Below are 25,160 nucleotides of genomic sequence, written 5' to 3'. Positions count from 1 at the left end.
GAGGAGAACGTATGGCTCGCGTTGTTTTCGAAAATGTCCGTAAGGAATATGAGGATGTCAAAAGAGGCAGTTTTACGGCGGTAGCGGGCTCGAGCTTCGTCATTGAGGATAAAGAATTCGTCGTGTTCGTCGGCCCGTCGGGCTGCGGCAAGACGACGTCGTTGCGAATGATCGCCGGACTGGAGCAGCAGACGAGCGGCGATATTCTGATCGGCGACCGGGTAGTCAACCAGCTTCATCCCAAAGACCGCGATATCGCGATGGTGTTTCAAGATTATGCGCTGTATCCGCATATGACCGTTCGCGAGAATCTGTCGTTTGGTTTGAAAAATTTGAAAAAAAGCAAAGCCGAAATCGAAGAGAAGGTGAAGTCCGCCTCCTCGATCCTGGGCCTTGACGAGATGCTCGAGCGAAAGCCGCGGGAGCTGAGCGGCGGGCAGCGGCAGCGCGTTGCCGTCGGACGCGCGATCGTCCGCGATCCGCAGGTGTTCTTGTTCGACGAGCCGCTGTCCAACCTGGATGCGAAGCTGCGCATTCAGATGCGCGTGGAGCTGGCGGAGCTGCACAAGCGGCTCGGCGCGACGATCGTGTACGTGACGCACGATCAGGTTGAGGCGATGACGCTCGGGGAGCGCATCGTGGTGATGAACCACGGCGTCATCCAACAAATTGCGCCGCCTACGGAGCTGTACAACAACCCGAGCAACATGTTCGTCGCCGGGTTCATCGGCTCCCCGGCGATGAACTTCATCGACGCGCAGATCCAAGGGGACAAGGCGATCGTGGAAGGCGCGGCATTCACGCTGCCGGAGCGGATGGCAAGGAGCATGAAGGCGTACGAAGGACGGAGCGTTATCTTGGGCATTCGCCCGGAGCACATTTTCGGCGAAGACTTTGCGCTGCACGTCTCTCCCGAGCACAAGCTGTCGGCTACCGTACAGGTCGTCGAGCACCTGGGCTCGGAAAATCTGGTTTATTTCCGTGTCGGTGAGCGGATGGTAACGGCTAAGGTGCACCCGGAGACGAATGCTTCGATCGGACAGCTGAAGACGTTCATTATCGATCTGAGCAAGGCGCATTTCTTCAATCCGGATACCGAAGTGCGCATCATACTGTAACGATTGCGGGGCTTGAATAAGGAGGGAAAGGCTGCATGCGCAGTTTAAGTCAACTGATCGTACAGGCCGGCGGCCTGGCGTACCGGGAGATGATCGCGATATTTCTGTTCAGCGCGGTCAGCTCGGCCGTACTGATGCCGCTCGTATTTTTGTTCTCGGCGGGAACGGCGCTTCTGCTGGTGCCGGTCGTCTATGCTCCGCTGCTGGCAGGCGTCTTCTATGCGGCTCACCGGATGGTGGCGGGCGAACGGCCGAGGCTGAAGGATGTGTTCGCCGGGGCGGTTCGTTTCTTCATCCCGTCGGCCGTTTTCGGCCTGCTGTGCTCGTTGTTCGTGCTGATTCTGGCCTCCACCTGGTGGTATTACGGGCAGAAGGACGGTATGCTGCACTGGGCCCTGGCCATCTTCCAGACTTACTTTGTGACGATGTTCTTCGTATCTCAGCTGTATACGCTGCCGCTCATCGTGCAGGAGAACGAGCCTGTATTTCGCGCCGTAGGCCGCAGCGTGAAGCTGACTGTCACCCATCCGGGGTATACGATCGGGGCTTTCCTGCAGCTGCTGTGCGTCACGGTGCTGCTCGGATTGACCGTCGTCGGTTTCGCCTTCCTGTTTGCCGGAATGGCGGCGGTATACTCGAATATGGTTGCCCGTAACGTGCTCGCCGGGCGCGAGGAGAAGGCGGAGAACCAAGGCGGGAAGACGTGGGGGGGCATAGCCGGATGAAGGCGCGGGTTGCGGCTGGCGCCGATCTGCTTCCTCGCATCGCGGCGAAGCTGAGCGGGCTGCGACTCGGCTTGCTGACGAACCCGACGGGCGTGGACGCCCGTTTCCGGACGACGCTTGCCGCGTGCGCGGAGATGCCTTCGGTGCGGTTGTCCGCGCTCTTTGCCTGCGAGCACGGCTTGCGCGGCGAACGGCAGGCCGGCGTTCGCTTCGAAGACGAAGAGCATCCGGAGCTCGGCATCCCGGTCTACAGCTTGTACGGCACGCGCAAGAAGCCTGACGCCGCCATGCTGGAAGGCGTCGATGCCGTGCTCTTTGACATTCAGGATATCGGCGTCCGGTTCTATACTTATTTATCGACGCTTGTGTACATGATGGCGGCTTGCGCCCAAACGGGGCGTGCGCTGTACGTGCTGGACCGTCCGCATCCGCTCGGCGCCCTCCGGGCTGAAGGCGGGCTGCTGCAGCCCGGATACGAGTCAATGGTCGGGGCGGTCGCCGGAACGCCGTATGCGACAGGCATGACGATCGGCGAGTACGCCGGGTGGGTTAACGACCGGCTGGAGCAGCCGTGCGCACTGACGGTTGTACCGATGGAAGGGTGGAAGCGGGGCATGCGGTTCGATGAGACGGGCTTGCCGTGGATCGTGCCGTCGCCGAACGTGCCGACGCTTGACACGGTTCGCGTCTACGCAGGCACCTGTTTGTTCGAGGGCACGAACGTTTCCGAAGGACGAGGCACGACGCGTCCGTTCGAAACGGTAGGAGCGCCTTGGATCGACGGCGAACGGCTCGCGCGCGAATTCGCTTCGTTCGGACTGGCCGGGGTGCACGCGCATCCGCTTTATTTCTCGCCGACGTTCTCCAAGCATCAGGGCGAGCTGTGCGGAGGGGTTCGGCTGTATGTGACCGAGCCGGATGTTTTCGAATCGGTCCGGGCAGGTCTGACGCTGCTCCGGTCGATGCAGAAGCTGTACCCGGAGACGTTCCGGTTTCTACCCCCGGTCCGCGAAGGCGGAAAGGCGTTCATCGATTTATTGACGGGGGATTCGCTGGTAGCCGCCGAATTGGCGGAAGACGGCGGACTGCGCCGGGTGCTGGACCGTTACGAAGCCGACATAGAGGGTTGGAAGAAGGAGCGGAGCGGTTATTTACTGTATATGTAATGCACTTTATTTAACAACCCGGAAGGGGAGGAAATCGGGATGGACGTAGTGGAACGGAGCGCGGGGGAAGCAGGGGACAAAGCGGAAACAGCGGCTGTAGCGGCTGCAGAACTCGTGAAACGGATGACGCTGGAGGAGAAGATCGGGCAAATGGTGCTGTGCGGCTTCACCGGCACGGAGCCGTCGGCCGATATCGAGCGGTTGATTCGCGACGAAGCGGTCGGCGGCGTCATCTTGTTCGCCCGTAATGTGCAGAGCACGGAGCAGGTGGCCCGGCTCAACCGGTCGCTGCAAGCGGCCGCATCGATCGCCGGGCGGCTTCCCTTGTGGATCAGCATCGACCAGGAGGGCGGCATGGTCGCGCGGATCACCGACGGGGTTGCGCTGATGCCGGGTGCCATGGCGATTGCGGCCGGCGGCTCCGCCGAAGACGCCTATGAAGCGGCTTCGATCAGCGGCCGCGAGCTGAAGGCGCTTGGAATTAACCTGAACTTTGCCCCCGTTCTGGATGTGAACAACAATCCGGCCAACCCGGTTATCGGGGTGCGCTCCTTCGGCGAAGATCCGGGCCGCGTGGCGGAATTAGGCGTTGCGACGATCCGCGGGCTGCAAGAGGCCGGCGTTGTGGCGACAGCCAAGCATTTTCCCGGCCACGGGGATACGCATGTGGATTCGCATCTCGCTCTCCCGACGGTCGCGCATCCGCTCGAAAGGCTGGAGCAGGTTGAGCTGCGGCCGTTCCGGGAGGCGATCGCGGCCGGCGTCGACGCCATCATGTCGGCGCATATCGTATTTCCGGCGTACGAGCCGGCGAAGCTGCCGGTGACGCTGTCGCATGCGGCGCTGACCGGTCTGCTTCGCGGGGAGCTCGGCTATCAGGGCGTCATCATGACCGACTGTATGGAGATGAACGCAATCGCCGAGCATTTCGGCACGGTGGAGGCTGCCGTTATGGCGGTCGAAGCGGGGGCCGACCTTGTGCTCATCAGCCACAGCCATGAGCGTCAGCTGGGGGCGCTGGAAGCGCTGCGGCTGGCGGTGCTAGCCGGACGCATCCGCGAGGAGCGCATCGACCGCTCGGTCGAGCGGCTGCTGGCGCTGAAGGCGCGGCGCGGCGTGCTGGCACCGGCCGCGGCTGGCGGCGTGCCGGGGGGAACAGCGGCAGAGGAGCCGCAAGACGAAGCGGTCGAGCCGGCTCTTGTGCCGCCGCTCGTTGGCTGCGAGGCGCATCTGGCGGCGGCGCAGCGCATCAGCGAAGCGAGCATCACGGTCGTGCGCAACGAGCGCGGACTGCTGCCGCTTGCGAAGGACCGTTCGCTGGTCGTGATCTCGGTGGAGGCTGCCGTTCAATCGGAGGTCGACGAGCTGCTGGAGGCCCCGCTTTCGCTGGGCAAAGCGCTTGTGGAGCTCGGCGCTTGCGAAACGGAATGGCTCGTGCCACTCCGCAAAGTTGGCGAGCTCAAGGAGGAGCTGGTGCGCAGCGCGCTGTTCGCCGATCAGGTCGTCGTGGCGACGTATAACGCCTATTTGGAGCCGGATCAGGCTGAATTGATAAGGGCGCTGCAGGCAAGAGGGAAGGATCCGATCGTCGTCGCGCTGCGCAGCCCTTACGATCTGCTTGCGTTTCCCGATGTCGGCGCATTCATGGCCGTTTACGAGAGCCGGCCGCTGGCGCTGCGCAGCGCGGCCAAGGTGCTGACTGGCGGCATTCCTGCCGCCGGCCGACTGCCGATCTCGCTTGGCGGGCAAGCTACGGCGGGTTCGGGTGCTGACGGCAGCCAAGGAGGAGACGCCGTATGATCCATTGGCTGCAGGCCGCTTTACACAAGCCGGAGCGTCTCATCGTCGGGCTTATGTCCGGTACCTCGCTCGACGGGATCGACGCCGCCGTCGTAAGGATCGCCGGAAGCGGGCTCGATTCGCGAATCGAGCTGGTGCATTATCACAGCGTCCGGTATGAGGAACCGCTTCGGGAGAAGCTGAAGCGGCTTTGCAGCCCGGATCAGTCTTCGACGCCGGACATATGCGCGATGAACTTTTACATGGCGGAGCGCTTTGCCGAGGCGGCGAGGGAAGCGGCCGCGGCCGCGGGGCTGCGGCTGGAGGACATCGATCTGATCAGTTCGCACGGCCAGACGATCTGGCATATCCCGGTCGCGGCGGAAGCGGCGGTCGACCCGTTCGGCGTTCGCTCAACGCTGCAGATCGGCGATCTGTCGGTGCTCGCGAAGCTGACGGGCCGGCCGGTCGCCGGCGATTACCGCACCGCCGATATGGCCGTCGGCGGGCAGGGAGCCCCGCTTACGCCTTATGGCGACCTGATTCTGTTCCGTGACGAGCACGTCGGCCGCATCGCGCAAAATATCGGCGGCATCGGCAACTGCGCGGTGCTGCCCGCGGGCGCGAAGCCGGAGCAGGTGACGGCCTTCGATACGGGGCCGGGCAACATGCTGATCGATCAGGCCGTGCTCGAGCTGACGGACGGCAGGCTGACGTATGACGCGGACGGCGCTTGGGCGGCGGCCGGACGGCCAGACGAGGCGCTGCTCGGCGAGATGCTGAGTCATCCGTACTTCGCTCTGGAGCCGGTCAAGACGACCGGCCGCGAGCTGTTCGGCAAAGCGTATGCGAACGCGTGGATGTCCCGCATGCGGGCGGCGGGCCTGCAGCCGGAGGACATCGTCGCCACGTTCACGGCGTTCACCGCCCGCAGCATCGCGCAGAGCTATCGCGACTTCGTGCTGCCCGGCCAGGCGATCGCCGAGGTCGTCGTCAGCGGCGGCGGCGCGCACAACCGGACGCTGCTGCGCATGCTTGGCGACCTGCTGCCGGGGCAGCGGGTGCGCACCGCTGCATCGCTTGGCGTCTCGGATGACGCCAAGGAAGCGATTTGCTTCGCCGTGTTCGGCAACAACCTGCTTCACGGCGAGCCGAACAATCTTCCGTCCGCCACGGGAGCCGCGCGGCAGACGGTCATGGGCAAGCTGGCGCTGCCGGAATAGCGCCGGCGAATAGGTGAACATCCCGAAACGTCAGCCCAACGGGGCCGAACCTCGTGACTAACAATCAAAACGGTTTGCAAAATCGTTATATCGTGGATGACGAAGCTCCTGATGACCATCGGGGGCTTTTTTTCATGAGCGCTGAAAGATTTGGTCGCTGCGGGGCCGACCGATCTGCTGGAATCATTTCTGGAAGAATTAACTTATTGTTTCCCCGACTAATTTTCCGTAAACTAATAAATGTTTTGTAAAAAGAAGAACATAACATGACGAAGACCCTTGATTGCAGCAAGAAAATGCATCACGGCGAACGATGTCGGGGGACGACTATGGACAACAAGAAGCACACAGCAGCGCCGCAGCGGGCGAACGAATTGAAGCGCGGATTGAAGGCCCGCCATTTGACGATGATCTCGATCGGGGGATCGATCGGTACCGGACTGTTCCTGGCCAGCGGAGGGGCGATTCATTCCGCCGGTCCGGGCGGGGCCTTGCTGGCCTATTCGGCCATCGGTTTAATGGTTTATTTCCTGATGACGAGCTTGGGCGAGATGGCGGCATGGATGCCGGTATCCGGCTCTTTCAGCACCTATGCCGGCCGGTTTGTCGATCCGGCGCTCGGTTTTGCGCTGGGATGGAACTATTGGTTCAACTGGGCGGTTACGATCGCGGCGGAGCTGTCGGCGGCCGGGCTTATAATGAAGTTTTGGTTTCCGGATACGCCGTCGCTGCCATGGTCCGTCCTGTTTCTGGCTTTCATGTTCGGGCTCAATTACTTGTCCGTACGGGGGTACGGGGAATCGGAATACTGGTTTGCGCTCATTAAAGTGGTGACGGTTATCGTTTTCATCGGCGTCGGCCTGTTGATGATCGTCGGCATTATCGGCGGCGAGGCCATAGGCTTCCGTCATTTTACGGAAGGCGACGCGCCGTTTCACGGAGGCTTCATGGCGGTGCTCGGCGTCTTTATGGCGGCAGGCTTCTCCTTCCAAGGGACGGAGCTGATCGGGATTGCGGCAGGGGAGAGCGATAACCCGCGTGTCAACATTCCGAAAGCGATCCGCCAAGTGTTTTGGCGCATCCTGCTGTTCTACATCCTTGCGATTTTCGTTATCGGGATGCTGATCTCGTATACGGACCCGGTTCTGATTAACGGCGATGTCGCTAACATTGCGGTCAGCCCGTTTACCATCGTATTTCAAAATGCGGGTCTTGCGTTCGCCGCTTCGGTCATGAACGCGATAATTCTGACCTCGGTGTTGTCCGCCGGGAACTCGGGCATGTACGCCTCCACTCGGATGCTCTGGGTGCTCGCCAAGGAAGGCAAGGCGCCGCGCCTGCTGGCGTCGTTGAACCGCCGCGGCGTACCCGTTGCGGCGCTTGCCGTGACGGCGGCGATCGGGATGCTCGCGTTCTTCACCTCGCTGTTCGGCGACGGGATCGTGTACATTTGGCTGCTGAATTTGTCGGGGATGTGCGGGTTTCTCGCCTGGCTCGGCATAGCCGTCAGCCATTACCGGTTTCGCCAAGCCTTCCTGTTGCAAGGTCACTCGCTGAGCGAGCTGCCGTTCAAGGCCAAGTGGTTTCCGTTCGGGCCGTTATTTGCCTTGGTGCTTTGTTTGTTCGTCATGTTCGGGCAAGGGTATGCGGCGGTAACCGGGGAAGAAATCGATTGGTACGGCCTGCTTTCCTCGTTCATCGGCCTGCCGTTGTTTGCCGCCATCTGGATCGGCTATAAATTGAAGCATAAAACGAAAGTCGTTCCGCTCGGGCAGTGTAAGCTGACCGACTGAACAAGATGAACAAGCCGTTGAACTCCGGCCAGCTGGAGTTCAACGGCTTTTTTACAGCGGATGCCCCTTATCTCCCGGTTGTTAGGCTAGTAAACGCGATGAATCACGTCTTCGAAAGCCGGGTCCTCCATAAGAATATCGTCGGGTTTCGCCCCAGCGGCTCAGCTCCCGCAGCATGTCCATCGCTTTCGCGTCCTGCCGGTTGCCCTCGATGACGACCCCGCTTTCCGACGTTTCGGCGATGCGGAACGGCAGCGATTCCGTCTCGGACGGCGCCGGAATGTGGAAGGCGCCGCGGAAGGTGACGCGGATGACGGTCGGCAGTCCGATCATCTCGCGGAGCTGACGGGTCGTGCCGTCATAGGCGAGCCTGCCATGGTTGATGACCATCACCCGGCCGCACAGCTGTTCGATGTCGTCCATATCGTGAGTCGTGAGCAGGACGGTTTTGCCGAAGTCGCGGTTCAGCGTCTTCAGGAATGCACGGATGTTCCGCTTCGCCGAGACGTCCAGCCCGATCGTGGGCTCGTCAAGGAATAGCAGGTCGGGGTCATGCAGCAGGGCCGCCGCCAAATCGGCGCGCATCCGCTGGCCGAGCGACAGCTTGCGCACCGGCGTCTCCCAAAATTCACGCAAGTCGAGCAGGTCCGACAGCTCCTTGAGCCGACGGCGTTTTACCGAGCTCTCGACCCGGTACATCTCCGCTAAAATATCGAACGAGTCTTTAACCGGCAAATCCCACCACAGCTGGCTGCGCTGTCCGAACACGACGACGCGCCGGCGGACGACGCGCCGCCGGTCCCGATGAGGGCTGTCCCCGCCGATGCGCACCGTGCCGGACGTCGGATGCAGGATGCCGGTCAGCATCTTGATCGTCGTCGATTTGCCGGCGCCGTTCGGACCGATGTACCCGACGAACTCGCCCGGTTCGATCGAGAAGCTGATATCGCGCACCGCTTCCTTCACCCGATATTCGCGGGAGAACAACGTGCGCAGCCCGGCCCATGGACCTTCGCGAACGACAGGGGTTTTAAATGGCTTAGACATATGATTGACTTCTATCCTCGATGGAGCGCTCATGGTTTATTGCCGCCTCCCTAACTCCCCGTACTTTGATACTTTGTTAATCCGTATCGCCAGAACGCCAAGCTGCCCGCCAAGCACAGAAGAGCGGCCAATGCCGTCCCCGCAAGCAGCCAGACGCCGTATTCGCCCCGCACAATGTAAAGCGAAGGGATGTACTGACGAAGCCGTCCGGCACGACGACAAGGAGCAGCGATTGCAGCCACTTGGGATAGAGCGCAAGCGGATATTGCGCGGCCGTGCGGGCGGCGTCCTCGGTGATGTTCTGCAGCTCGGCGATCCGGGTGATCCAGAAGCCGACAGTCGCTGTGGCCAAACCTATCGAGAATAAAAGGATCGCCCCGGTCCCGATGGCGAATAAGGTCCAGGGCACCGCGGTCCAGCCGATTTGCCCGGTCCGGATCATCGCCGTCATCGCCCAGCCGAGCACGAAGCCGCCCTGGAGCAGCTCGCCGGTCATGATGCGGAAGTTTTGCGACATGAGCGTCAGCAGTACGGGAGCCGGCCGGGTCAGCAGCTGGTCAAGCTCTCCGCCGACCAAATACTTTTCCAGGTTATGGACGTCACTCGCCAGCGAACGATACAAGGTTTTGGATAACGTCATAACTGCGAACAAATAACCGACCTCATGCAGCGTCCAGCCACGAATCGCCCCGAATTTGTGGAGGACGATAGCGACGATCAGAAAGTCCGCAATCTGAATGAGCGCCGCGAGCACGGACGCCAGGATGAAATTGAATTTGTACTGCATCCGGCTGCGAACGCTGGCTCGAATGAGCAGGCCGAACAACCGCAGGTCATGCTTCCAGGAAAATCCGAATCGGCTCACCCGCCTTGCACCTCGACCTTCCGCCGCAGCAGCCGTGTCGCCGCTAAACAAACGACCGTCATGAAGCCGCATCAGAGCACGGACCCGATCAGCGCGGAGCTGCCTTCAAAGCCCAAATAAATGCGGGTCGGCACGTAGAGCAGGTACGGGTACGGCGAAAGCCAGCTGAGGGTTTGCAGCCAGTCAGGCAGCCATTCGAGCGGGATGAAGAAGCCGGCCAGCAGCATGATGAGCGCGTGATGCCCCCAATACAGCCAGTGCGATTCCGTCGTCCATAAGGCGGCGGCGCCGATCAAATAGTTCATGCAGATCGCTAAATAAGCCGAGCATGCCAATCCGAGAAAGGTGAAGCCCACGACGGGTAATTGGGTGGACAGCTGAAGGGAGAACAAGAAGTAGTACAGCGCGTAAATCGGGATGGATTTGAATACGAATTGATACGCGATTTGACCCCATTCCCGGCTCATCAGGTGAGTGACAGATGAACGGGACGCATAAGGTCGAGGGCGATGTGACCGGTGCGTACGGATTGCGGAATGCCCAATCCGTTCGTAATAAAGCCGGACACCCAGAGAGAAGCTTGCGTGAATGCGATGTAACCGATCATGCCTTGCAGACCGTACTCGCCGAGGGAGCGGTTGTCCCCGATTCCGGTCCAGATGCAGGCATAGATGTACCCGAACATGGCGCTTGCAACGTTATGCACCATGTGTGCGCCGCGGTACTGCAAATTGCGTGCATACGATTTGGCCGCCAGAACGGCATAAAGCATAGAGCACCTCCGATAAGTTATGGCGACGGCTGTCCGTCAACTTCAGTCAAGGCGCAACGCGAAAGAGACGTTAACCATCATAGCAAAACAGGTCTATGAAGGCAATCGCTCTGCCGAAAAACAAGGGATTACAGCAGCTTGATGCCGCTGAGCAGAATGATGGCGGCCATGGCGGTGCGCAGCGGCTTCGCCGGGATTTTCGCCGAGAGACGGCTTCCGAGTAGAACGCCCGGAACCGAGCCGATCAGCAGCTGGAAAGCAAGTCCGTAATGGATATGCCCGAGACCCGCATGCATGAGGCCTGCCGCCGACACGAGCAGGAAGGCATGGACGATGTCGGTGCCGACGAGCTCGGCGGCGGTAAGCCGGTAAAAGAACATCATCGCCAGCGCAAACAACGAGCCTGAGCCGATGGAAGTGAGGCCGACCAGAAAACCGAGGACAAAGCCGATGCTGATCGTCAGGACCAGCTTCCCTTCCAGCGGCTTGTCTTGAATGGCGCCGGTGGCTTCGTCCCCCAGCCACAGCTTGACCAAATTAAGCAGCGCAACGACAATGAGCATAATCCCGAGCGTATTCCTGATGATCGTATCTTGATAGGCATGCAGGGGCGGGTATGTTTTCAGCAGCAGGATCGAAGCCGCGGCGCCCGGTAGGCTGCCTAGCGCGAATTGCTTCACTAACGGCAGGTTTACGGTTTGTTGCCGGACATGCTGAACGCTGCCGAACAGCTTCGTGACCGAGCTGTAAAATAAATCAGTGGCGACGGCCACTGCCGGCTGTACGCCAATGGTGATGAGAAGCGGCGTTAAGAGTGCGGCTCCGCCAACGCCTGTCAGTCCGACGAGCATCCCGACGAAGGCGCCGATCAGGATAAGGCTGGGTTCGATAAGGCATCCCCTCCATGTGTATGGATTAAGTGCTTGTATCCTTGTTAGTGCTTATCGGTCTAATCTATGCGGGACAAGGGGGCGGCTTGCTTTTATTTTTGGCCCCGCACTCATCCCCTGTTGAAGCCCATGTACAATGGCGGTCGTCTGTGTCGCCTCGTCATCGCGCCACGCGCTAGGCTCATCGGGCGGAACTTTTTTCGCAAGGTGTTCAGCAGAGGCGGATCGTATGTTAAAATATTGAAGCAGCTTATGATCGGCATAAACCGTTTTCATCAGATTCCCGGGCTGCAGGCTTCGCGGATGCAAGGGCCGCAGCGGGCGGCCATGATGCCGTTGCTCCGAATGAAGTGCGGCCGAATCAACCTCCAGGACCGACAGTCGGTTGGGTTCTGGTCGAACGACCGCCCAAAACCACCCATAGGATGTGACGCGTCTTGAGTTCAGAACGATTATTGTTCGATTTCGTACGATCCAAGTGGCGTCAGTTTGCGTTTGCAATCGCGCTCATTGCGACGGCCAACATTGTTCAGTCCTACTACCCGAAGCTGCTCGGCAGCTTTACGGATCAGCTGCAGCGGGCAGAGTTAACACCGCCCGTCATCGTCGATTACAGCTTGATGCTGCTTGGCATCGGGGTGACGTTCGCGTTGTTCGGGGGTGTCGGCCAGTACATCATTATGCGGATCGGACGTTATTTCGAGTTTGTGACCCGCAAAAAGCTGTTCGACCATTTCACGCAGCTGAGCGAAAGCTTCTATTCGCAGCACGGGGTCGGCAAGCTGCTCAGCTACGTGATGAACGATGTAACCTCCATTCGGGAATCGATCTCGCTCGGGATCAATCAGACGACAAACGCGGTCATGCTGATTGCGGCCGCCGTCACGATGATGGCAATCAGCGCGATCCCGCTTTATTTGATCGCCGTCTGTATCGCGCCGCTGCTGATCATCCCGTTCGTCGTTGTCAAGCTTGGGCCTGTCATCCGTATTCGATCCTTAAGCGTACAGGAATCGCTTGGGAAGATGACCGAGTCGGCGGAGGAGCAGTTCGCCGGCATCCGCGTGACCAAGAAATTCGCCGTCGAGCCGATTATGATCAGGCGCTTCGGGGAGTCCGTGGACCGCATTCGCGACAACCAGCTGCGCCTGGTACGGGTATCGTCGTTATTCCAGGCGATCATCCCGTTTCTCGGCGCGCTTTCACTTGTCGTGACGATCGCATACGGCGGGTATTTGACCATCGAAAACCGCATTACGCTCGGTAATTTCGTCGCGCTGACGCTGTACATCCGGATGATGGTCAACCCGCTGCAGCAGATCGGCAATGTCATCAACACGGTCCTGCGGTCGCGGGCCTCGTTGGAACGGATCAACGACCTGCTGGCGCGGCCGGCTGACATTGCGGAAGATGAGGGAGCGAAGCCGGTCAATTTAGACCGCTCGGGCATTCGCGTCAGCGGCTTGTCGTTCGCTTATCCGGATGCGGCCAAGGATGCGCTGCACGGCATCGACTTGACGATTGAGCCGGGCAAGACGCTCGGTATCATCGGCAAGACGGGGAGCGGCAAGACGACGCTGGCGAAGCTGTTGCTGCGCATCTACGATCCGCCGGCCGGCGCGATCCGCATCGGCGGCGTCGACATCCGCGAGATGACGCTGGAAAGCTTGCGGACGCAAATCGCCTATGTGCCGCAGGAAGGGTTCCTGTTCAGCACGACGATTCGCGACAATATTGCCTTCTACCGCCGGGACTCGTCGCTTGGCGAGGTGGAACGCGCGGCGAAGCAAGCGCAAATTTACGCCAGTATTATCGCTTTCCCCGATCAGTTCGAGACGATGCTCGGCGAGCGCGGGGTAACGTTATCCGGCGGGCAGCGGCAGCGAACAAGCCTGGCCCGCGGCTTGATCAAAAATTCGCCGATTCTGATTCTCGACGACAGCGTGAGCGCGGTCGACGCGGTAACGGAGAAGGCAATAATCGAGACCATCCGCGCCGAACGCCGGAACAAGACGACGATATTGATCGCGCATCGGATCAGCGCGCTTCAGCACGCCGACGAAATTATCGTGATGGACGAAGGGCGCATCGTGCAGCGGGGAACTCATCAGCAGCTGCTGGCTCAGCCGGGGATTTATGCGGTTTTACACGCCATTCAAGAGGAGGGGAGCCACTATGCCGAAGGAATTCGGACGCCCGGTTCCGGATCCTAGAAGGGATTCGACCATGGACGGCGCTCCGGAGACGCCGACGCAGTATAAGTCGGCGTTTCGTATCTTGCTCGGCTACGCGAAGCCGCACCGGTTGACGTTCGGCTTGATGGTCGTCTGTGTGCTGCTGGCGATCGCCGCCGACTTGCTCCAGCCGTTCTTGGTCAAAATCGCGATCGACGATCATCTCATGATCGGGGATACGAATTACGGGACGCTGGTGATGATCAGCGCCGTCTATTTGGGATTGTCGTTGACGAGCTTGCTGTTCACGTACTTGCAGAACAATTTGCTCCAGCACGCCGGACAGAGCATCGTCGCGACAATCCGCAAGGAGCTGTTCGAGCACAACTCGAAGCTGTCGATGTCCTACTTCGACCGGATGCCGAGCGGGAGCTTGATCACGCACGTGTCGAGCGATACCGAGACGTTGAACCAATTTTTTAATCAAGTGCTCTTAAGTCTGGTGCGCGACGGGATGACGCTGGTGTTTATCATCGTGATGATGTTTCAGCTGGACGTGGAGCTGACCTTGTACTGCTTGATTCTGCTGCCGGTGATCGCGCTGATTGCCGTCTCTTTCCGCTCGTATATGCGCAAGACGTACCAGATGGCGCGGACGAATTTATCGCGTATGGTGGCGTTCGTCGCCGAGAATTTGGCCGGGATGAATGTCATTCAAGCGTTCCATCAGGAACAGGAGCAGCAGGGGCAGTTTACCGATAAAAACCGCAGCTACTATCGCTCGAATTTGCGCGAGATCCGCACGAGCGTCCTGTTTAACCGCTCGTTCGATATGCTCGGCAACTTGTCGGTCGCGTTCGTCACGTGGCTCGGCGGCATCGCCGTGTTCGACAAAAGTATCGAATTCGGCGTGTTGTATGCGTTCATCACGTACATCCGCCTGTTTTTCCAGCCGATCAACACGATTACGCAGCAGTGGAACACGCTGCAATCGGCTACGGTGTCGGTGAACCGGATCTGGCATATTTTCTCGGAACGGCCGGAGGTGAGGGATGCGGCGAAGCCTGCCCGCATCGATCTGGGTTCGGTGCGCGGGAGGATTGACTTTAACTATGTGCACTTTGCTTATCAGGAAGGCGTCCCGGTCTTACGCGATGTCGATTTACATATCCAGCCGGGCGAAATGATCGGTATTGTCGGTACGACCGGCGCGGGCAAAAGCTCGCTGATCGGCTTGCTGTGCCGGTTTTACGACGTGACCCGGGGCAGCGTGAAGATTGACGGTACGGACATTCGCGATATCCCGCAGGCGACGCTGCACCGGATGATCGGACTTGTGCAGCAGGAGCCGTATTTGTACTCGGGCAGCATCGTCGACAACGTCCGCCTGTTCGATGAATCGATCTCGCGCGAGGCCGTCATCGACGCTTGTCACTTTGTCGGAGCGGATGCGATCATCCGCCGCATGAAGGACGGCTACGACACGCGGTTGTCGGAACGGGGCAGCGGGCTGTCCGCGGGCGAGCGCCAGTTGATTTCGTTCGCGCGCATCCTCGTGTTCCAGCCGAAAATTTTGATTCTCGACGAAGCGACGGCCAATCTGGACTCGCATACGGAGCAGCTCATCCAGTCCGCACTGCACGTCGTCTCGCAAGGCCGGACGACGCTTGTCATTGCGCACCGGCTGTCCACGATCATGCAGGCGGACCGCATCCTCGTCATGCGCCAAGGCGAAGTTGTCGAGGAAGGCGACCACCGCGGGCTGCTCGAGCTGCACGGCTACTACGAGCAGCTGTATTTGCACTCGCAGAGCGCGGGGTAAGGCAAGCGCGCTGCTTTCAGAGCTTGGCGCCCATTACACGAACAAAGAAGTCGGCTTTTGCCCGGTGCTGCCCGGGGAAAGCCGGCTTTCTGTTTGTTGCGGCGGCTGTAATTTTTGGTGCCACGGCTGCTGCCTTCGTGTATAATTATGGCGAATATGTAAGCGGGAGGATGCCAGGATGGAATTATTCAACAAGCCGATGGGCGTCGGGACGATTTTGGACAGAAGCTTTCAGCTGTACCGCAAACATTTCACCATGACATATCTTCTTGCGTTATTGTTCTTCGGACCGTTTTATTTCGTGCAAAACGTGCTGTTGTACGACATGAGCGGCGTTTCGTTCCTCCCGCAAAGCGAGCATTCGATTTCCGGTTCATTCGATCTTTTCTTGAATGGCAACAGGAGCGGACAGGCGGAAATGTCGGGCGGGCTTGCCGGGCTTGCCCTGCTCATGCCGCTGTATATACTGGCGTTCTTTCCGTCGTCGGTGGCTGCGCAGCTGCACTTGGTGAACGCGGCAGGCAAAGGCGAGAGCATTCGTTTCGGAGACCTGTTCCGCCAATCGTTCACGCCCTATTGGCGGATGGTCGGCAATACGTTTTTGTTCGGCTTGATTGTAACCGGGATCTATATCGGCCTAATTATCGTGTTTGTCGCTGTGTTCGGGGTGCTGGCCATCGTCGGCACGGGTTTCGGAGCGGCCTTTACGAGGATGGGCGCCGATCCGTTAGGCGGCGGCATCGCGTTTGTGGCGCTGATCGTCATTCTCTATTTGCTTGCGCTTTTCGCCGTGCTGGCCGTTGTCAGCTACTTCGTCGTGCGATTCGGCTTTTATTTGCCGGTTGTCGCCGTGGAGAAGGAGGGACAGGCGCTGCGCCGCAGCTGGAGGCTGACGAGGGGCAGCTTTTGGCGTATATTCGCCATTTATTTGGTGTTGACGGTCATTTATACCGTATTTCTGCTCGGCATCTATGCGCTTCTTGTGGCGGTGTTCAAAATGTCGCTGCTCGGCCAGCTGATCTACGTCCTGTTGTCTCTGCTCATCACGCCGTTCTACATGATCCCGTATGCGGTCATTTATTTCGATCTGCGCTTGCGCAGCGAGGGCGCCGATTTGGAACAGATGCTTGCCCGCAGCCTGCCGAACGTGAACGGGCATAAGGACCCGGATGCGGCGATGCCGGGCAATGCAGTTGATGATCGTCCGGAGGACGAGGGCCCGACCGACTGGAGCGCCGTGGAGACGAAAATGACCGAGACGAAAAAGACCGATGAATAAAGCCGAAGTCCAGACGGATAAAGAGAAGCTGCAGGAGATTCTAAACCGCGACGAATATACCGCCTATATGCGGGAACGCAGCGGCAACCCGATCTTCGAATGGCTGCAGGAGAAGCTGGAGAAGATTGCCGACCTGTTCCCGGAGCTGGATATAGCGCCGGGAACGCCGAATGTGGTCGCCTACCTCCTGTTGGGCTTTCTGCTGGCCGCGCTGGCCGCCGCCATCCTGCGGATGATGCGCCTTCTGATTCTCGAGCGGCGCAGCCGGCGCCGGATTGTTTTCCGCAGCGCAGTCGAGCTGGACCGGTCTTCCGCTAGGCTGGCCAAGGAAGCGCAGCGGTTCGCCGCCGCCGGGGATTACCCCGAAGCGGTGCGGCACGCGTTCCTGGCGCTGCTGCTGCTCATGAATGAACGGGACTGGGTACGGGCCCAGACGTGGAAGACGAACCGCGAATATGCGGAGGAGCTGCACGACCGCGAGCCTGCCGCCGCCCGGTCCTTTATCGAAGCGGCCCGGCTGTTCGAGCATGTGTATTACGGACGCGGAGAAGCAGAGGCGCGCGATTACGAGCGGATGACGGAGCTGCTGGCTTCGCTTGTCCGGGAAGGGGCGGGTCATGCTGAAACGAAATAAGACGCCGGTTGCTCTCGTCCTTAGCGTCGCCGCGTTTCTCGGCATCGGCTGGCTGCTTGTCCGGCCCGATTTGCCGGATCTGCCGGCCTATGTGTCGGTTTCGGCGGATCGCGACGGAACGAAAGCGTTATATACGTTGTTGGAAGAAAAGAACGTCCCGGTTAAACGATGGCAGAAGCCTTGGCGGTTCTTGCCGAAGGCCTCCGGACAAACGCTGGTGCTCCTTCAGCCTTACAGCTTGACGGAGCGGGAGCGGGAAGAAATCGCGGGCTGGGTGGAGCGGGGCAACGAGCTGCTGGTGTTCGACAGTTCTCCTGAGGGCTGGACGACGTTTCCCGCAGCGGCACTGGACGAACCGGACCCCGGCGTAGTCCCGGTAACCGATCTGCGCCGTCCGGCCGAGACGGGGTTCACCGGCAGCGTCGCGTCCGCTTACCGGCTGGACGCATCGAGCGGCATGGAGCCGGTGCTTCGCGATGCGCGCGGGGTGATCGGCGGCCATCTTGCCGTCGGCGAAGGCAGCCTGAGCCTGTTCGTCGTGCCGGAATGGACCATGAACGAGCATGTGCTTGAGCATTCGCACTTCGAGCTGCTGTGGCCGTATTTGAACCGGCCGAGCGGCGCGCTCTGGGTTGACGAATACCACCACGGCCTGCAGGACAAACCGGGGCTGCTTGCCGTGTACCCCGACTGGCTGCTCGCCGTGCTGCTGCAGCTGCTGCTTGCCGTCTTGCTATGGCTGTGGCGGAAAGCGGTCCGCTTCGGACCTGCCTTCACGCCGCGCGCATGGACGGTGCGGCGCGGCGACGAAACGCTGCTGGCCTCGGCAGGCTGGTACGAGCGGGGCAGGCTGACCCGTGAAGCGCTGGCGCACCAGGAGCGGTACGTGCGCAGCCGGCTGCGCGCCAGATTCGGCGTTCGCACCGACGCATCCGACGCCCAGGTGCTGGCCGCAGCCAAGCGTCACTGGGATAAGGCTGCGGTGGACCGGCTCGCGGCGCTGCTCGCTTGCTGGAGGGCGGCGGAGGAAGCCGTGTCGTATACGCCGAAGCAGTTGGAGATGGACAGCCGGAAGGCCGATGAAGTCATCCGCAATCTGGAGAAGGAGTGAAGTTCGATGCAACAGCTGCTGCAGCAAATGGAACGAATCGTGATCGGACAGCAGACGAATATCCGCCTGCTGCTGACCGCTTTTTTGGCCGGAGGCCACGTGCTCCTGGAAGGGGTTCCGGGGCTTGGGAAAACGAAGATGGTGCGCACGCTCGCCGATTTGACGGAGGGGTCGTTCAGCCGGGTTCAATTTACGCCGGATATGATGCCGGGCGATATGACCGGCAGCGCAATCTTTAATATGAGGGACAACGAGTTTCAGACGATACGGGGGCCGGTATTTACGAATTTGCTGCTGGCCGACGAAATCAACCGTACGCCGCCCAAGACGCAAGCGGCGCTGCTGGAGGCGATGGAGGAACGGCAGGTGACGATTCAAGGCACGACCTATCCGCTGCCCGATCCTTTTTTTGTCGTCGCCACGCAAAATCCGGTGGAGTACGAAGGCACGTATCCGCTGCCGGAGGCGCAGCTCGACCGGTTTTTGTTCAAATTAACGGTGTCGTATCCGTCGCTGGAGGCGGAATTGAACATATTGAAAGGCCACAAGCCGTTCTACGCAGTGCAGGAACAGCCGCAAGAGGCGGTGTTGTCGCTCGACGAGTTCAAGGCGCTGCGGGCTGAACTGCCGCATGTCGTGGTTCAGGACGCGCTGATCGGCTACATCGCCGCCCTGATCCGCAAGACGCGGGAGGATAAAAGGCTGCAGCTTGGCGCAAGTCCCCGTGCGGGGATTGCGATGCTGATGGCCTCGCGGGCATGGGCGCTGCTCGACGGCCGCCGCTATGTGACGCCGGACGACATCAAGACGGTAGCCGGACCGGCGCTCCGGCACCGGCTGCTGCTGACGCCGCAGATTGAATTGGAGGGAGAGACGAGTGACCACTTCATCCAGGAAACGTTGGCCTCGATTCCGGTCCCTCGCTGATGCGATACAGCGGCGCATGATCGTACCGACGCCCCGCATGGCGGCCGCCGCCGCCAGCGGCGCGGCGTTGATCGCTGCCGGGTATGCGCTCGGCGCGGGCGCAGCGGCCTTCTTGCTCGTCAACGGCGCGCTGCTCGGCGCATCCGTGCTGGACCTGTCGCTGCTTCCGCGCAGAAGGCATGTTCGGGTGAGCCGCGATCTGCCGAGCCATGCGGACCGGGACGCGCCTTTCGAAGTTGCGGTGCGCGTCGAGACGGACCGGCCGGTTTCGCTGCGGCTTGAGCTTGCCGACGATGTGCCGCAGTCGTTCCTTGCCGTGCCGGTCGAATCGCTTGCTGCCGACTGGCAGGGGAGATCGGCCGAGATCCTGTATACGACTTGCGGACGCGAGCGCGGGATTCATAAGTTCCGGTTTGCCCGATTGCGTATTCGCGGGTCGCTTGGACTTTGGGCGAAACAGCTGGTTGCGCCGGTTGCACAGGACATTCGCATTTATCCGGACATGTCGGGTGCTCGCGGTATATTGGCTTCCGTGCAGCATCAATTGATTTTGGAGGGGAAACGGGTGTTCCGCAAGGAACGTGCCGGGTCGGAGTTTCACATGATTCGCGAGTATGTGGAGGGCGATGACACGCGCCTGATCAACTGGCGGGCGTCGGCCCGGTCCCGGGCCCTGATGACGAACGTGTTTCGGCCCGAGCGCGGGAAGGTCGTCACGATTATGCTGGATTGCGGGCGCATGATGGGCGTAGAACTGGACGGACGCGCGAAGCTTGATGCGACGCTCGAAGCGGCGCTGTCGCTGGCGGCCGTGGCCTTGAAGCAGGGGGATAAAGTCGCGGTGATGGCTTTCTCGAACCGGGTTAAAGCTTACGTGCCGCCCGGCACGGGTACCGGCCATCTGCAGGCGATTACGGAAGCGCTCTTCCACCTGCAAAGCGATTTTGTGGAGTCCAGCTACGCCTCCGCCCTGCATCATCTGATGCGTGTGCAGAAGAAGCGCAGCTTGACCGTGCTGTTCTCCGACATGGACAATTATATGTACGAGGACCAGCTCCGTCCGCTGCTGCTGCGCATGCAAAAGCAGCACCTCCTGCTGCTGCTCGGGCTTCGGGACGAGGCGCTGCACCGTTGGACGATCATGGAGACGGGGGGCAAACGCGAAGCTTTCGTCAAAAGCTTGGCGCACAAGATGACGTTGAAGCGTCAAGCGTACGCGGCTGAGATGGCGTCCGGGGGCATCGATGTGGTCGACGTCCCGGTTGGCGAGCTCGCTTGGACGGCCGTCAACCGGTACTTGGACGTGAAGGCCGGCGACAGGCTGTAGGCGCCTCGAAACCGTCGGCCGAATTAGACGGGTGAGCGCTTCGGCTCCGGCTGTACGTCCGGCGCGTGAAGTCCGTGCGAAGTTTCGTCCAACAGCAGCTTGCGCCCGTTCGCGATGCCGTAGAGGACGTACACGGCCAGCGCAAGCAGCGTTAACCCGGCGAAGGCGTACTTCGCTTCGAGCGAAAGTCCGGACGGGGTGATGTACCCTTCGATGATACCGGCGATGACGAACAGCGGGATCGTACCGACGAGCAGCAGCGCCGATTCTTTTACGGAGCGCAGGAACATATATTTACGCGTATACGGTCCCGGGTTAATCATCCGGTAGCCCATATACAAACCGGCGCCCCCGGCGATAAAAATAGCGGCCAGCTCAATGATGCCGTGTGGCAGGATGTAGGCCCAAAACCTATAGCTGTTGCCGGACTGCCAAAACACGGCGGTTAAGGCGCCGATCAAGAGGCCGTTGTAGAGCAGCAAGTAGACGGTTAATAGGCCGAACGTAATACCGCTGACAAACGCCATCACGGCGACGCGGATGTTGTTGGTCATGATCGTCGAGGACATGACCGCGCTCTGGAGATCGTCGTGGCCCCGTCCGACTTGATGCGGATTGATGCTTTCCGCGATTTGAGCGGGAATTACCGTGTACAAATTCAACGGATCGGACCAAACGGCGAGAAAGCCGGAAAGTCCGCCGATGATGAACAGCAGGAGGGCTGCGGCGATGAACCGTCTGCGCTCCAGCACGAAGCCGATAAACTGCCTTTTAAAAAAGTCGGCCAGCCGGCCGGCCGGCTGGCGCTGCCCGGCAAAGAGCGCCTGATGCGCGCGCGAAACGAGCTGATTCAGGAAGGGGACGATTTCGTCGCCCGGGTAGTACGTTTGTGCGAACGCCAGATGCGCCGAGGCGGTTTTGTAAAGCAGTGTCAAACGATCGATCTGCATCGCCTGCACCGTCCGCTTGCTTCGCTCGAACGGCTCGAGCAGCTGTTCCAATTCGGACCAAACGGGCTTATGCTCACGAATAAAGTACTGAATATCCATAAGACGGAGCATCCTCCTTCAAGACGATAAGTTCATACTACCACAATGAATAGAAGAAGGAGAGTGGGGAAATGAACGATAGCTATAACCGGGAAGCGACGGTTATCACGCCGGAGCACGTGCGGCTGCAATTCCGTACAGCCGGACTCGGCAGCCGCACGGCCGCACAACTGATCGACGTGCTGCTGTTGATGCTCGTATTCGGCGCGGTGTGCCTGCTGATCGGGCTGGCGCTCATGGTCATGGGCATCGGCGTGAACGATATGCCGGGCGAATATGCACTCGCCTTTATCATCGTGTTCAGTTCGGTGCTGAGCGGCGGGTACTTCGTGTTAGCCGAGTATTATATGAACGGCCAGACAGTAGGCAAGAAGCAGTTGGGGTTGCGCGTCATTCAAGAGAACGGCCAACCGGTCACCTTCTTGTCCGCGATCATCCGCAATTTTTTCCGGCTTATCGATTTCTTGCCTTGGTTATATTTTCTGGGGGGGCTGTGGATCTTTTTCCATCCGATGGATAAAAGGCTGGGCGATCTCGCCGCCGGCACGCTCGTTGTGCGCGACACGCGCCGGGAACAGCTGCATCGACGCCGCCAAACGGAGAAATGGCTGAATCAGCGTGAGATGGCCGGTCGTCCCAACCTTCCGTTAACGGAGCTGCAGCGCAGACGGGTGGAGCGCGAAGACTGGCTGCTGCTGTCCGCCTATGTGGAACGGATTCCGTCGCTGACGGGAATCAAGCGCGACGCTCTGGCCGCGGAGATCGCCGGGCGGCTGGCCGCCAAGCTGGAGCTCGAAGCCGAACTCCGTTTCGTATCGGCGGAGGCGTTCTTGATGGAGCTTTACGTACTGCTTGCGGGCGAATGGACGCTTTAGCGGCAGCCAGGCGACACAAAAAAGCGGCTTTGCCGGACGCATCTTCTGCGGAGGAAACCCGGCAAGCCGCAGGCGCCGGACGGCGCAAACGAGCGTGTTTATGTAGAAGATATTAGGTCCGGATGCCGCATTTCCTGGCCAGCGTCGGCCAGTAGAAGACGAACAATTCCTCCCATCGGTCCTCGGGCAGCACACGCAGCCAGTTGGCAATCTGATTCAAGCCCATGTCATCCAATACACGTTCTGCGTATTCCTTTTCCTCACGTACATCTCTTGCCGTTGTTTCTACCACAATGCCAGCTCCTTCATCATTAAAAATGAACCCTCCTATATATATGCAGCCAGGATCGAGTTTGACATCGTTTGATAAAATTTTCTTCTTCCCGATCGATATGTTACAATTTAGGGTGACATGTTCAACCACTTTCACGGCGGAGAGTGGTTTTTTGTATGTCAATCCAACCAACAAGCCGGTGCCGGAAGTCCAGGAGGGGATTAGCCATGAAATTTTCAGAGCGTTTGCAGCAAAAGCTGAGGCCGATTTGGCGTCAAAACCACGATCATCCGTTCGTTCAAGAGCTGGGGAACGGGACGCTGGCGAAAGAGAAGTTCAGGTTTTATATGATTCAAGATTACTTGTATTTGATCGAGTACTCGAAGCTGTTCGCGCTGGGCGCCGTGAAAGCGGCAGACCTCGGGACGATGGGCAAGTTTGCGGCGCTCCTGCATGCAACCTTGCACGATGAGATGGCGCTGCACCGCAGTTACGCCGCTCGCTTCGGCATTTCGGAAGACGAGCTGGAGGAGGCGGAGCCTTCGCCGATTACGCTCGCGTATACGCATTACATGCTGCATGAGGCGCAGAAAGGTTCGCTCGCGGAGTTGGTGGCAGCCTTGCTGCCGTGCATGTGGGGGTATTGGGAGATCGGCAAAGAACTGAACGCCATACCCGGCGCGGCCGAACATGAGCTGTACGGCGAATGGATCCGGATGTACAGCTCGCCGGAGTATGGCGAATTGGCGGGCTGGTGCATCGACCTGCTCGATACGCTCGCGGCCGGGAAGACCGAAGCCGAGCTGGCGAAGCTGGAGACGGTCTTCTTGAACACGACCCGGTTCGAGTACATGTTCTGGGACATGTCGTACCACGGGCAGATGTGGCCGTAGGGTTATGCCATTCTCTTTATCTCATTGAAATCCACCATCGGAATGGAAGATTTGACCGGTCATCCACCCGGCGTCTTCCGTCGCCAGAAAAGCGATGAGGCTCGCCGCGTCTTGAGGCAGGCCTACTCGGCCCAAAGGGGAACGGCCGGCAAGCTCCCGCCGCACTTCCGGCGTCATCCAGCCCGTATCGGTCGGCCCGGGATTAACGGCATTAACCGTAATGCCTTTTGACCCGATCTCTGCTGCCAAAGTTCGGGTCAAAGCGTCTATAGCCCCTTTCGTCGCGGCATACGAAAGCTCGCCGACCATAGGGCCGAGAGATTGACCGGAAGTCATATTGATGATTCTTCCTCCGGTGCCTTGATTAAACCTTCTTGCAAATTCCACGCTTAACAAGGTCACGGCCCTTATGTTAATCGCATAATGGGCGTCTAACGATTCTGCTGTAATCGTATCCGCATTATCATTCACGGAATAGCAAGCGTTATTAATAAGGATGGCCGGCTTTCCGAGAGCTTCCTCGACCTGATTCAGGATGTGAGGGATGCTTCTTACATCGGCAAGATCGGCCATCGCATGTTCGCAGCGAACGCCAAGCCGGAGAATTTCTTTTCTTAGCTGCTCTTGTTCCGCGCTATTGCCGCCCCATGGCATTTGTTCATCATAGCCGACCCAGTATGTAAAAAAAATATCGGCTCCTTCGCCAGCCAGCGCTTTACAAATAGCCGCCCCAATTCCAGCACTCCGGCTTGCGCCTGTAACGAGTGCTATTTTACCTTTTAATTTATCGCTTTTCATTGGATCCAAATCTGATGCAGCTCCTATTTAATCCCTATTTGATCCCATAATAACCGGAATCACCCTCGGCTTGCCAATTGAAAAATAACTATAGTTATTTTTTCCTGCCTGCTAGCTGAGAGCTTTATGAATGGCATGAATCATTCTGGCCTCATCAAACGGTTTCATAATAAAATCGATCGCTCCCGCCTGAATGGATTCGATGACATAATATTGATTTCCCATGGCGGAGCACATCACGACTTTTGCAGAAGGATGGATGCTCTTTATTTTTTTGAGAGCCTCGATTCCGTTTAAGTCCGGCATGATGATGTTCATGATGACTAAATCCGGATCGACCTCCCGGTAAGTTTGAACCGCTGTCCAGCCGTTCTCCGCTTCCCCGGCCAACCGGTGTCCCGACTTTTGTATCATATCTTTCAATATAAGCCGCATGAACGCTGAGTCGTCAACAATCATAATGGCAGCCATTACTGGATTCCCCCTACATTCGTTATATGGGATTTCATAATAAAATTGGAAGGAGCTGATCGGCATAGAATGATTATATGATAGGAAAGTAAACCGGAGAACCCGACTAAGGAAACAGAGCGCCCAGGTGTGAGACGGGATCTTCCGG

20 protein-coding genes and 3 pseudogenes are annotated in these 25,160 nt (G+C 59.2%); 15 read left to right on the top strand and 8 right to left on the bottom strand.

All coding sequences use genetic code 11. The features are described from left to right. Positions 1-11: 11 nt before the first annotated feature. The 6 genes from JMF85_RS21055 to JMF85_RS21030 all read left to right on the top strand — a co-directional run bounded on the left by JMF85_RS21055 (position 12) and on the right by JMF85_RS21030 (position 7,804). Positions 12-1,118 carry an ABC transporter ATP-binding protein gene (locus tag JMF85_RS21055; protein WP_127605695.1) on the top strand — a complete coding sequence of 369 codons (1,107 nt, stop codon included), beginning with the start codon at positions 12-14 and terminating at the stop codon, positions 1,116-1,118. Between the two features lie 35 nt (positions 1,119-1,153). Further along, positions 1,154-1,843: a DUF2189 domain-containing protein gene (locus tag JMF85_RS21050; protein WP_127605693.1), complete on the top strand. Its 690-nt coding sequence runs from the start codon at positions 1,154-1,156 to the stop codon at positions 1,841-1,843. Next, positions 1,840-3,009, top strand: a complete 1,170-nt coding sequence (locus tag JMF85_RS21045; protein WP_127605691.1) for an exo-beta-N-acetylmuramidase NamZ family protein — start codon at positions 1,840-1,842, stop codon at positions 3,007-3,009. Before JMF85_RS21050 ends, JMF85_RS21045 begins: the two co-directional genes overlap by 4 nt. 39 nt (positions 3,010-3,048) lie before the next feature. Further along, positions 3,049-4,809: a beta-N-acetylhexosaminidase gene (gene nagZ, locus JMF85_RS21040; RefSeq protein WP_236595940.1), complete on the top strand. Its 1,761-nt coding sequence runs from the start codon at positions 3,049-3,051 to the stop codon at positions 4,807-4,809. Beyond that, entirely contained in the window at positions 4,806-6,011 is a 1,206-nt protein-coding gene (locus JMF85_RS21035; protein ID WP_201318837.1) for an anhydro-N-acetylmuramic acid kinase, read from the top strand. The genes nagZ and JMF85_RS21035 overlap by 4 nt, the downstream gene beginning before the upstream one ends. Before the next feature lie 329 nt (positions 6,012-6,340). Next, entirely contained in the window at positions 6,341-7,804 is a 1,464-nt protein-coding gene (locus tag JMF85_RS21030; RefSeq protein ID WP_127605687.1) for an amino acid permease, read from the top strand. A gap of 86 nt (positions 7,805-7,890) precedes the next feature. Here JMF85_RS21030 and JMF85_RS21025 read toward each other — a convergent pair. The 4 genes and pseudogenes from JMF85_RS21025 to JMF85_RS21010 form a co-directional block, all read right to left on the bottom strand. Beyond that, positions 7,891-8,884, bottom strand: a pseudogene (locus tag JMF85_RS21025) (ABC transporter ATP-binding protein). Between the two features lie 17 nt (positions 8,885-8,901). After that, positions 8,902-9,638 (bottom strand): annotated as a pseudogene (locus JMF85_RS21020) (ABC transporter permease). Between the two features lie 74 nt (positions 9,639-9,712). After that, positions 9,713-10,488, bottom strand: a pseudogene (locus JMF85_RS21015) (ABC transporter permease). Between the two features lie 128 nt (positions 10,489-10,616). Continuing rightward, a complete protein-coding gene (locus JMF85_RS21010; RefSeq protein WP_127605683.1) occupies positions 10,617-11,378 on the bottom strand; it encodes a sulfite exporter TauE/SafE family protein in 762 nt (253 codons plus the stop codon). A gap of 437 nt (positions 11,379-11,815) precedes the next feature. On the opposite strand from JMF85_RS21010, the gene JMF85_RS21005 reads away from it, so the two are divergent. The 7 genes from JMF85_RS21005 (at position 11,816) to JMF85_RS20975 (ending at position 20,652) form a co-directional block, all read left to right on the top strand. After that, entirely contained in the window at positions 11,816-13,591 is a 1,776-nt protein-coding gene (locus JMF85_RS21005; protein ID WP_127605682.1) for an ABC transporter ATP-binding protein, read from the top strand. 13 nt (positions 13,592-13,604) lie between these two features. After that, positions 13,605-15,374 (top strand): ABC transporter ATP-binding protein, encoded by a 1,770-nt coding sequence (locus JMF85_RS21000; protein ID WP_201318847.1) that lies wholly within the window; start codon positions 13,605-13,607, stop codon positions 15,372-15,374. A gap of 178 nt (positions 15,375-15,552) precedes the next feature. Next, a complete protein-coding gene (locus tag JMF85_RS20995; RefSeq protein ID WP_201318836.1) occupies positions 15,553-16,653 on the top strand; it encodes a DUF7847 domain-containing protein in 1,101 nt (366 codons plus the stop codon). Then, the gene (locus JMF85_RS20990; RefSeq protein ID WP_201318835.1) at positions 16,646-17,287 is read left to right on the top strand and encodes a DUF4129 domain-containing protein; all 642 of its coding nucleotides are present in this window, start codon (positions 16,646-16,648) and stop codon (positions 17,285-17,287) included. Before JMF85_RS20995 ends, JMF85_RS20990 begins: the two co-directional genes overlap by 8 nt. Continuing rightward, positions 17,271-18,398, top strand: coding sequence for a DUF4350 domain-containing protein (locus JMF85_RS20985; protein WP_201318834.1), 1,128 nt, complete (start codon positions 17,271-17,273; stop codon positions 18,396-18,398). The genes JMF85_RS20990 and JMF85_RS20985 overlap by 17 nt, the downstream gene beginning before the upstream one ends. Positions 18,399-18,404: 6 nt before the next feature. After that, a complete protein-coding gene (locus JMF85_RS20980; RefSeq protein ID WP_201318833.1) occupies positions 18,405-19,325 on the top strand; it encodes an AAA family ATPase in 921 nt (306 codons plus the stop codon). Beyond that, positions 19,276-20,652, top strand: coding sequence for a DUF58 domain-containing protein (locus tag JMF85_RS20975; protein WP_236595939.1), 1,377 nt, complete (start codon positions 19,276-19,278; stop codon positions 20,650-20,652). The genes JMF85_RS20980 and JMF85_RS20975 overlap by 50 nt, the downstream gene beginning before the upstream one ends. Before the next feature lie 23 nt (positions 20,653-20,675). Here JMF85_RS20975 and JMF85_RS20970 read toward each other — a convergent pair whose 3' ends face one another. Next, positions 20,676-21,701, bottom strand: a complete 1,026-nt coding sequence (locus JMF85_RS20970) for a stage II sporulation protein M (RefSeq protein WP_201318832.1) — start codon at positions 21,699-21,701, stop codon at positions 20,676-20,678. Between the two features lie 71 nt (positions 21,702-21,772). On the opposite strand from JMF85_RS20970, the gene JMF85_RS20965 reads away from it, so the two are divergent. Then, a complete protein-coding gene (locus JMF85_RS20965) occupies positions 21,773-22,576 on the top strand; it encodes an RDD family protein (RefSeq protein ID WP_201318831.1) in 804 nt (267 codons plus the stop codon). Between the two features lie 112 nt (positions 22,577-22,688). Here JMF85_RS20965 and JMF85_RS20960 read toward each other — a convergent pair whose 3' ends face one another. Continuing rightward, positions 22,689-22,868 (bottom strand): hypothetical protein, encoded by a 180-nt coding sequence (locus JMF85_RS20960; protein ID WP_127605668.1) that lies wholly within the window; start codon positions 22,866-22,868, stop codon positions 22,689-22,691. Between the two features lie 209 nt (positions 22,869-23,077). On the opposite strand from JMF85_RS20960, the gene tenA reads away from it, so the two are divergent. Next, positions 23,078-23,743: a thiaminase II gene (gene tenA, locus JMF85_RS20955; protein ID WP_127605667.1), complete on the top strand. Its 666-nt coding sequence runs from the start codon at positions 23,078-23,080 to the stop codon at positions 23,741-23,743. Positions 23,744-23,764: 21 nt separating this feature from the next. On the opposite strand, the gene JMF85_RS20950 is transcribed toward tenA, so the two are convergent. Continuing rightward, positions 23,765-24,541, bottom strand: coding sequence for an SDR family oxidoreductase (locus JMF85_RS20950; RefSeq protein WP_201318845.1), 777 nt, complete (start codon positions 24,539-24,541; stop codon positions 23,765-23,767). A gap of 111 nt (positions 24,542-24,652) precedes the next feature. Beyond that, a complete protein-coding gene (locus tag JMF85_RS20945; protein WP_127605665.1) occupies positions 24,653-25,012 on the bottom strand; it encodes a response regulator in 360 nt (119 codons plus the stop codon). Positions 25,013-25,160 lie beyond the last annotated feature (148 nt).

The sequence above is a fragment of the Paenibacillus sp. EPM92 genome, from assembly GCF_016586185.1.
In the GTDB taxonomy this organism is placed as follows: Bacteria; Bacillota; Bacilli; order Paenibacillales; family NBRC-103111; genus Paenibacillus_G; species Paenibacillus_G validus.
This window is presented reverse-complemented; position numbering and strand designations above follow the sequence as displayed.

What these genes read in the sequence shown, in the direction of transcription:
- JMF85_RS21055 (WP_127605695.1), top strand. Translation starts at nt 12, where the DNA reads ATGGCTCGCGTTGTTTTCGAAAATGTCCGTAAGGAATATGAGGATGTC.
- JMF85_RS21050 (WP_127605693.1), top strand. Translation starts at nt 1,154, where the DNA reads ATGCGCAGTTTAAGTCAACTGATCGTACAGGCCGGCGGCCTGGCGTAC.
- JMF85_RS21045 (WP_127605691.1), top strand. Translation starts at nt 1,840, where the DNA reads ATGAAGGCGCGGGTTGCGGCTGGCGCCGATCTGCTTCCTCGCATCGCG.
- nagZ (WP_236595940.1), top strand. Translation starts at nt 3,049, where the DNA reads ATGGACGTAGTGGAACGGAGCGCGGGGGAAGCAGGGGACAAAGCGGAA.
- JMF85_RS21035 (WP_201318837.1), top strand. Translation starts at nt 4,806, where the DNA reads ATGATCCATTGGCTGCAGGCCGCTTTACACAAGCCGGAGCGTCTCATC.
- JMF85_RS21030 (WP_127605687.1), top strand. Translation starts at nt 6,341, where the DNA reads ATGGACAACAAGAAGCACACAGCAGCGCCGCAGCGGGCGAACGAATTG.
- JMF85_RS21000 (WP_201318847.1), top strand. Translation starts at nt 13,605, where the DNA reads ATGGACGGCGCTCCGGAGACGCCGACGCAGTATAAGTCGGCGTTTCGT.
- JMF85_RS20995 (WP_201318836.1), top strand. Translation starts at nt 15,553, where the DNA reads ATGGAATTATTCAACAAGCCGATGGGCGTCGGGACGATTTTGGACAGA.
- JMF85_RS20990 (WP_201318835.1), top strand. Translation starts at nt 16,646, where the DNA reads ATGAATAAAGCCGAAGTCCAGACGGATAAAGAGAAGCTGCAGGAGATT.
- JMF85_RS20985 (WP_201318834.1), top strand. Translation starts at nt 17,271, where the DNA reads ATGCTGAAACGAAATAAGACGCCGGTTGCTCTCGTCCTTAGCGTCGCC.
- JMF85_RS20980 (WP_201318833.1), top strand. Translation starts at nt 18,405, where the DNA reads ATGCAACAGCTGCTGCAGCAAATGGAACGAATCGTGATCGGACAGCAG.
- JMF85_RS20970 (WP_201318832.1), bottom strand. Translation starts at nt 21,701, where the DNA reads ATGGATATTCAGTACTTTATTCGTGAGCATAAGCCCGTTTGGTCCGAA.
- JMF85_RS20965 (WP_201318831.1), top strand. Translation starts at nt 21,773, where the DNA reads ATGAACGATAGCTATAACCGGGAAGCGACGGTTATCACGCCGGAGCAC.
- tenA (WP_127605667.1), top strand. Translation starts at nt 23,078, where the DNA reads ATGAAATTTTCAGAGCGTTTGCAGCAAAAGCTGAGGCCGATTTGGCGT.
- JMF85_RS20950 (WP_201318845.1), bottom strand. Translation starts at nt 24,541, where the DNA reads ATGAAAAGCGATAAATTAAAAGGTAAAATAGCACTCGTTACAGGCGCA.
- JMF85_RS20945 (WP_127605665.1), bottom strand. Translation starts at nt 25,012, where the DNA reads ATGGCTGCCATTATGATTGTTGACGACTCAGCGTTCATGCGGCTTATA.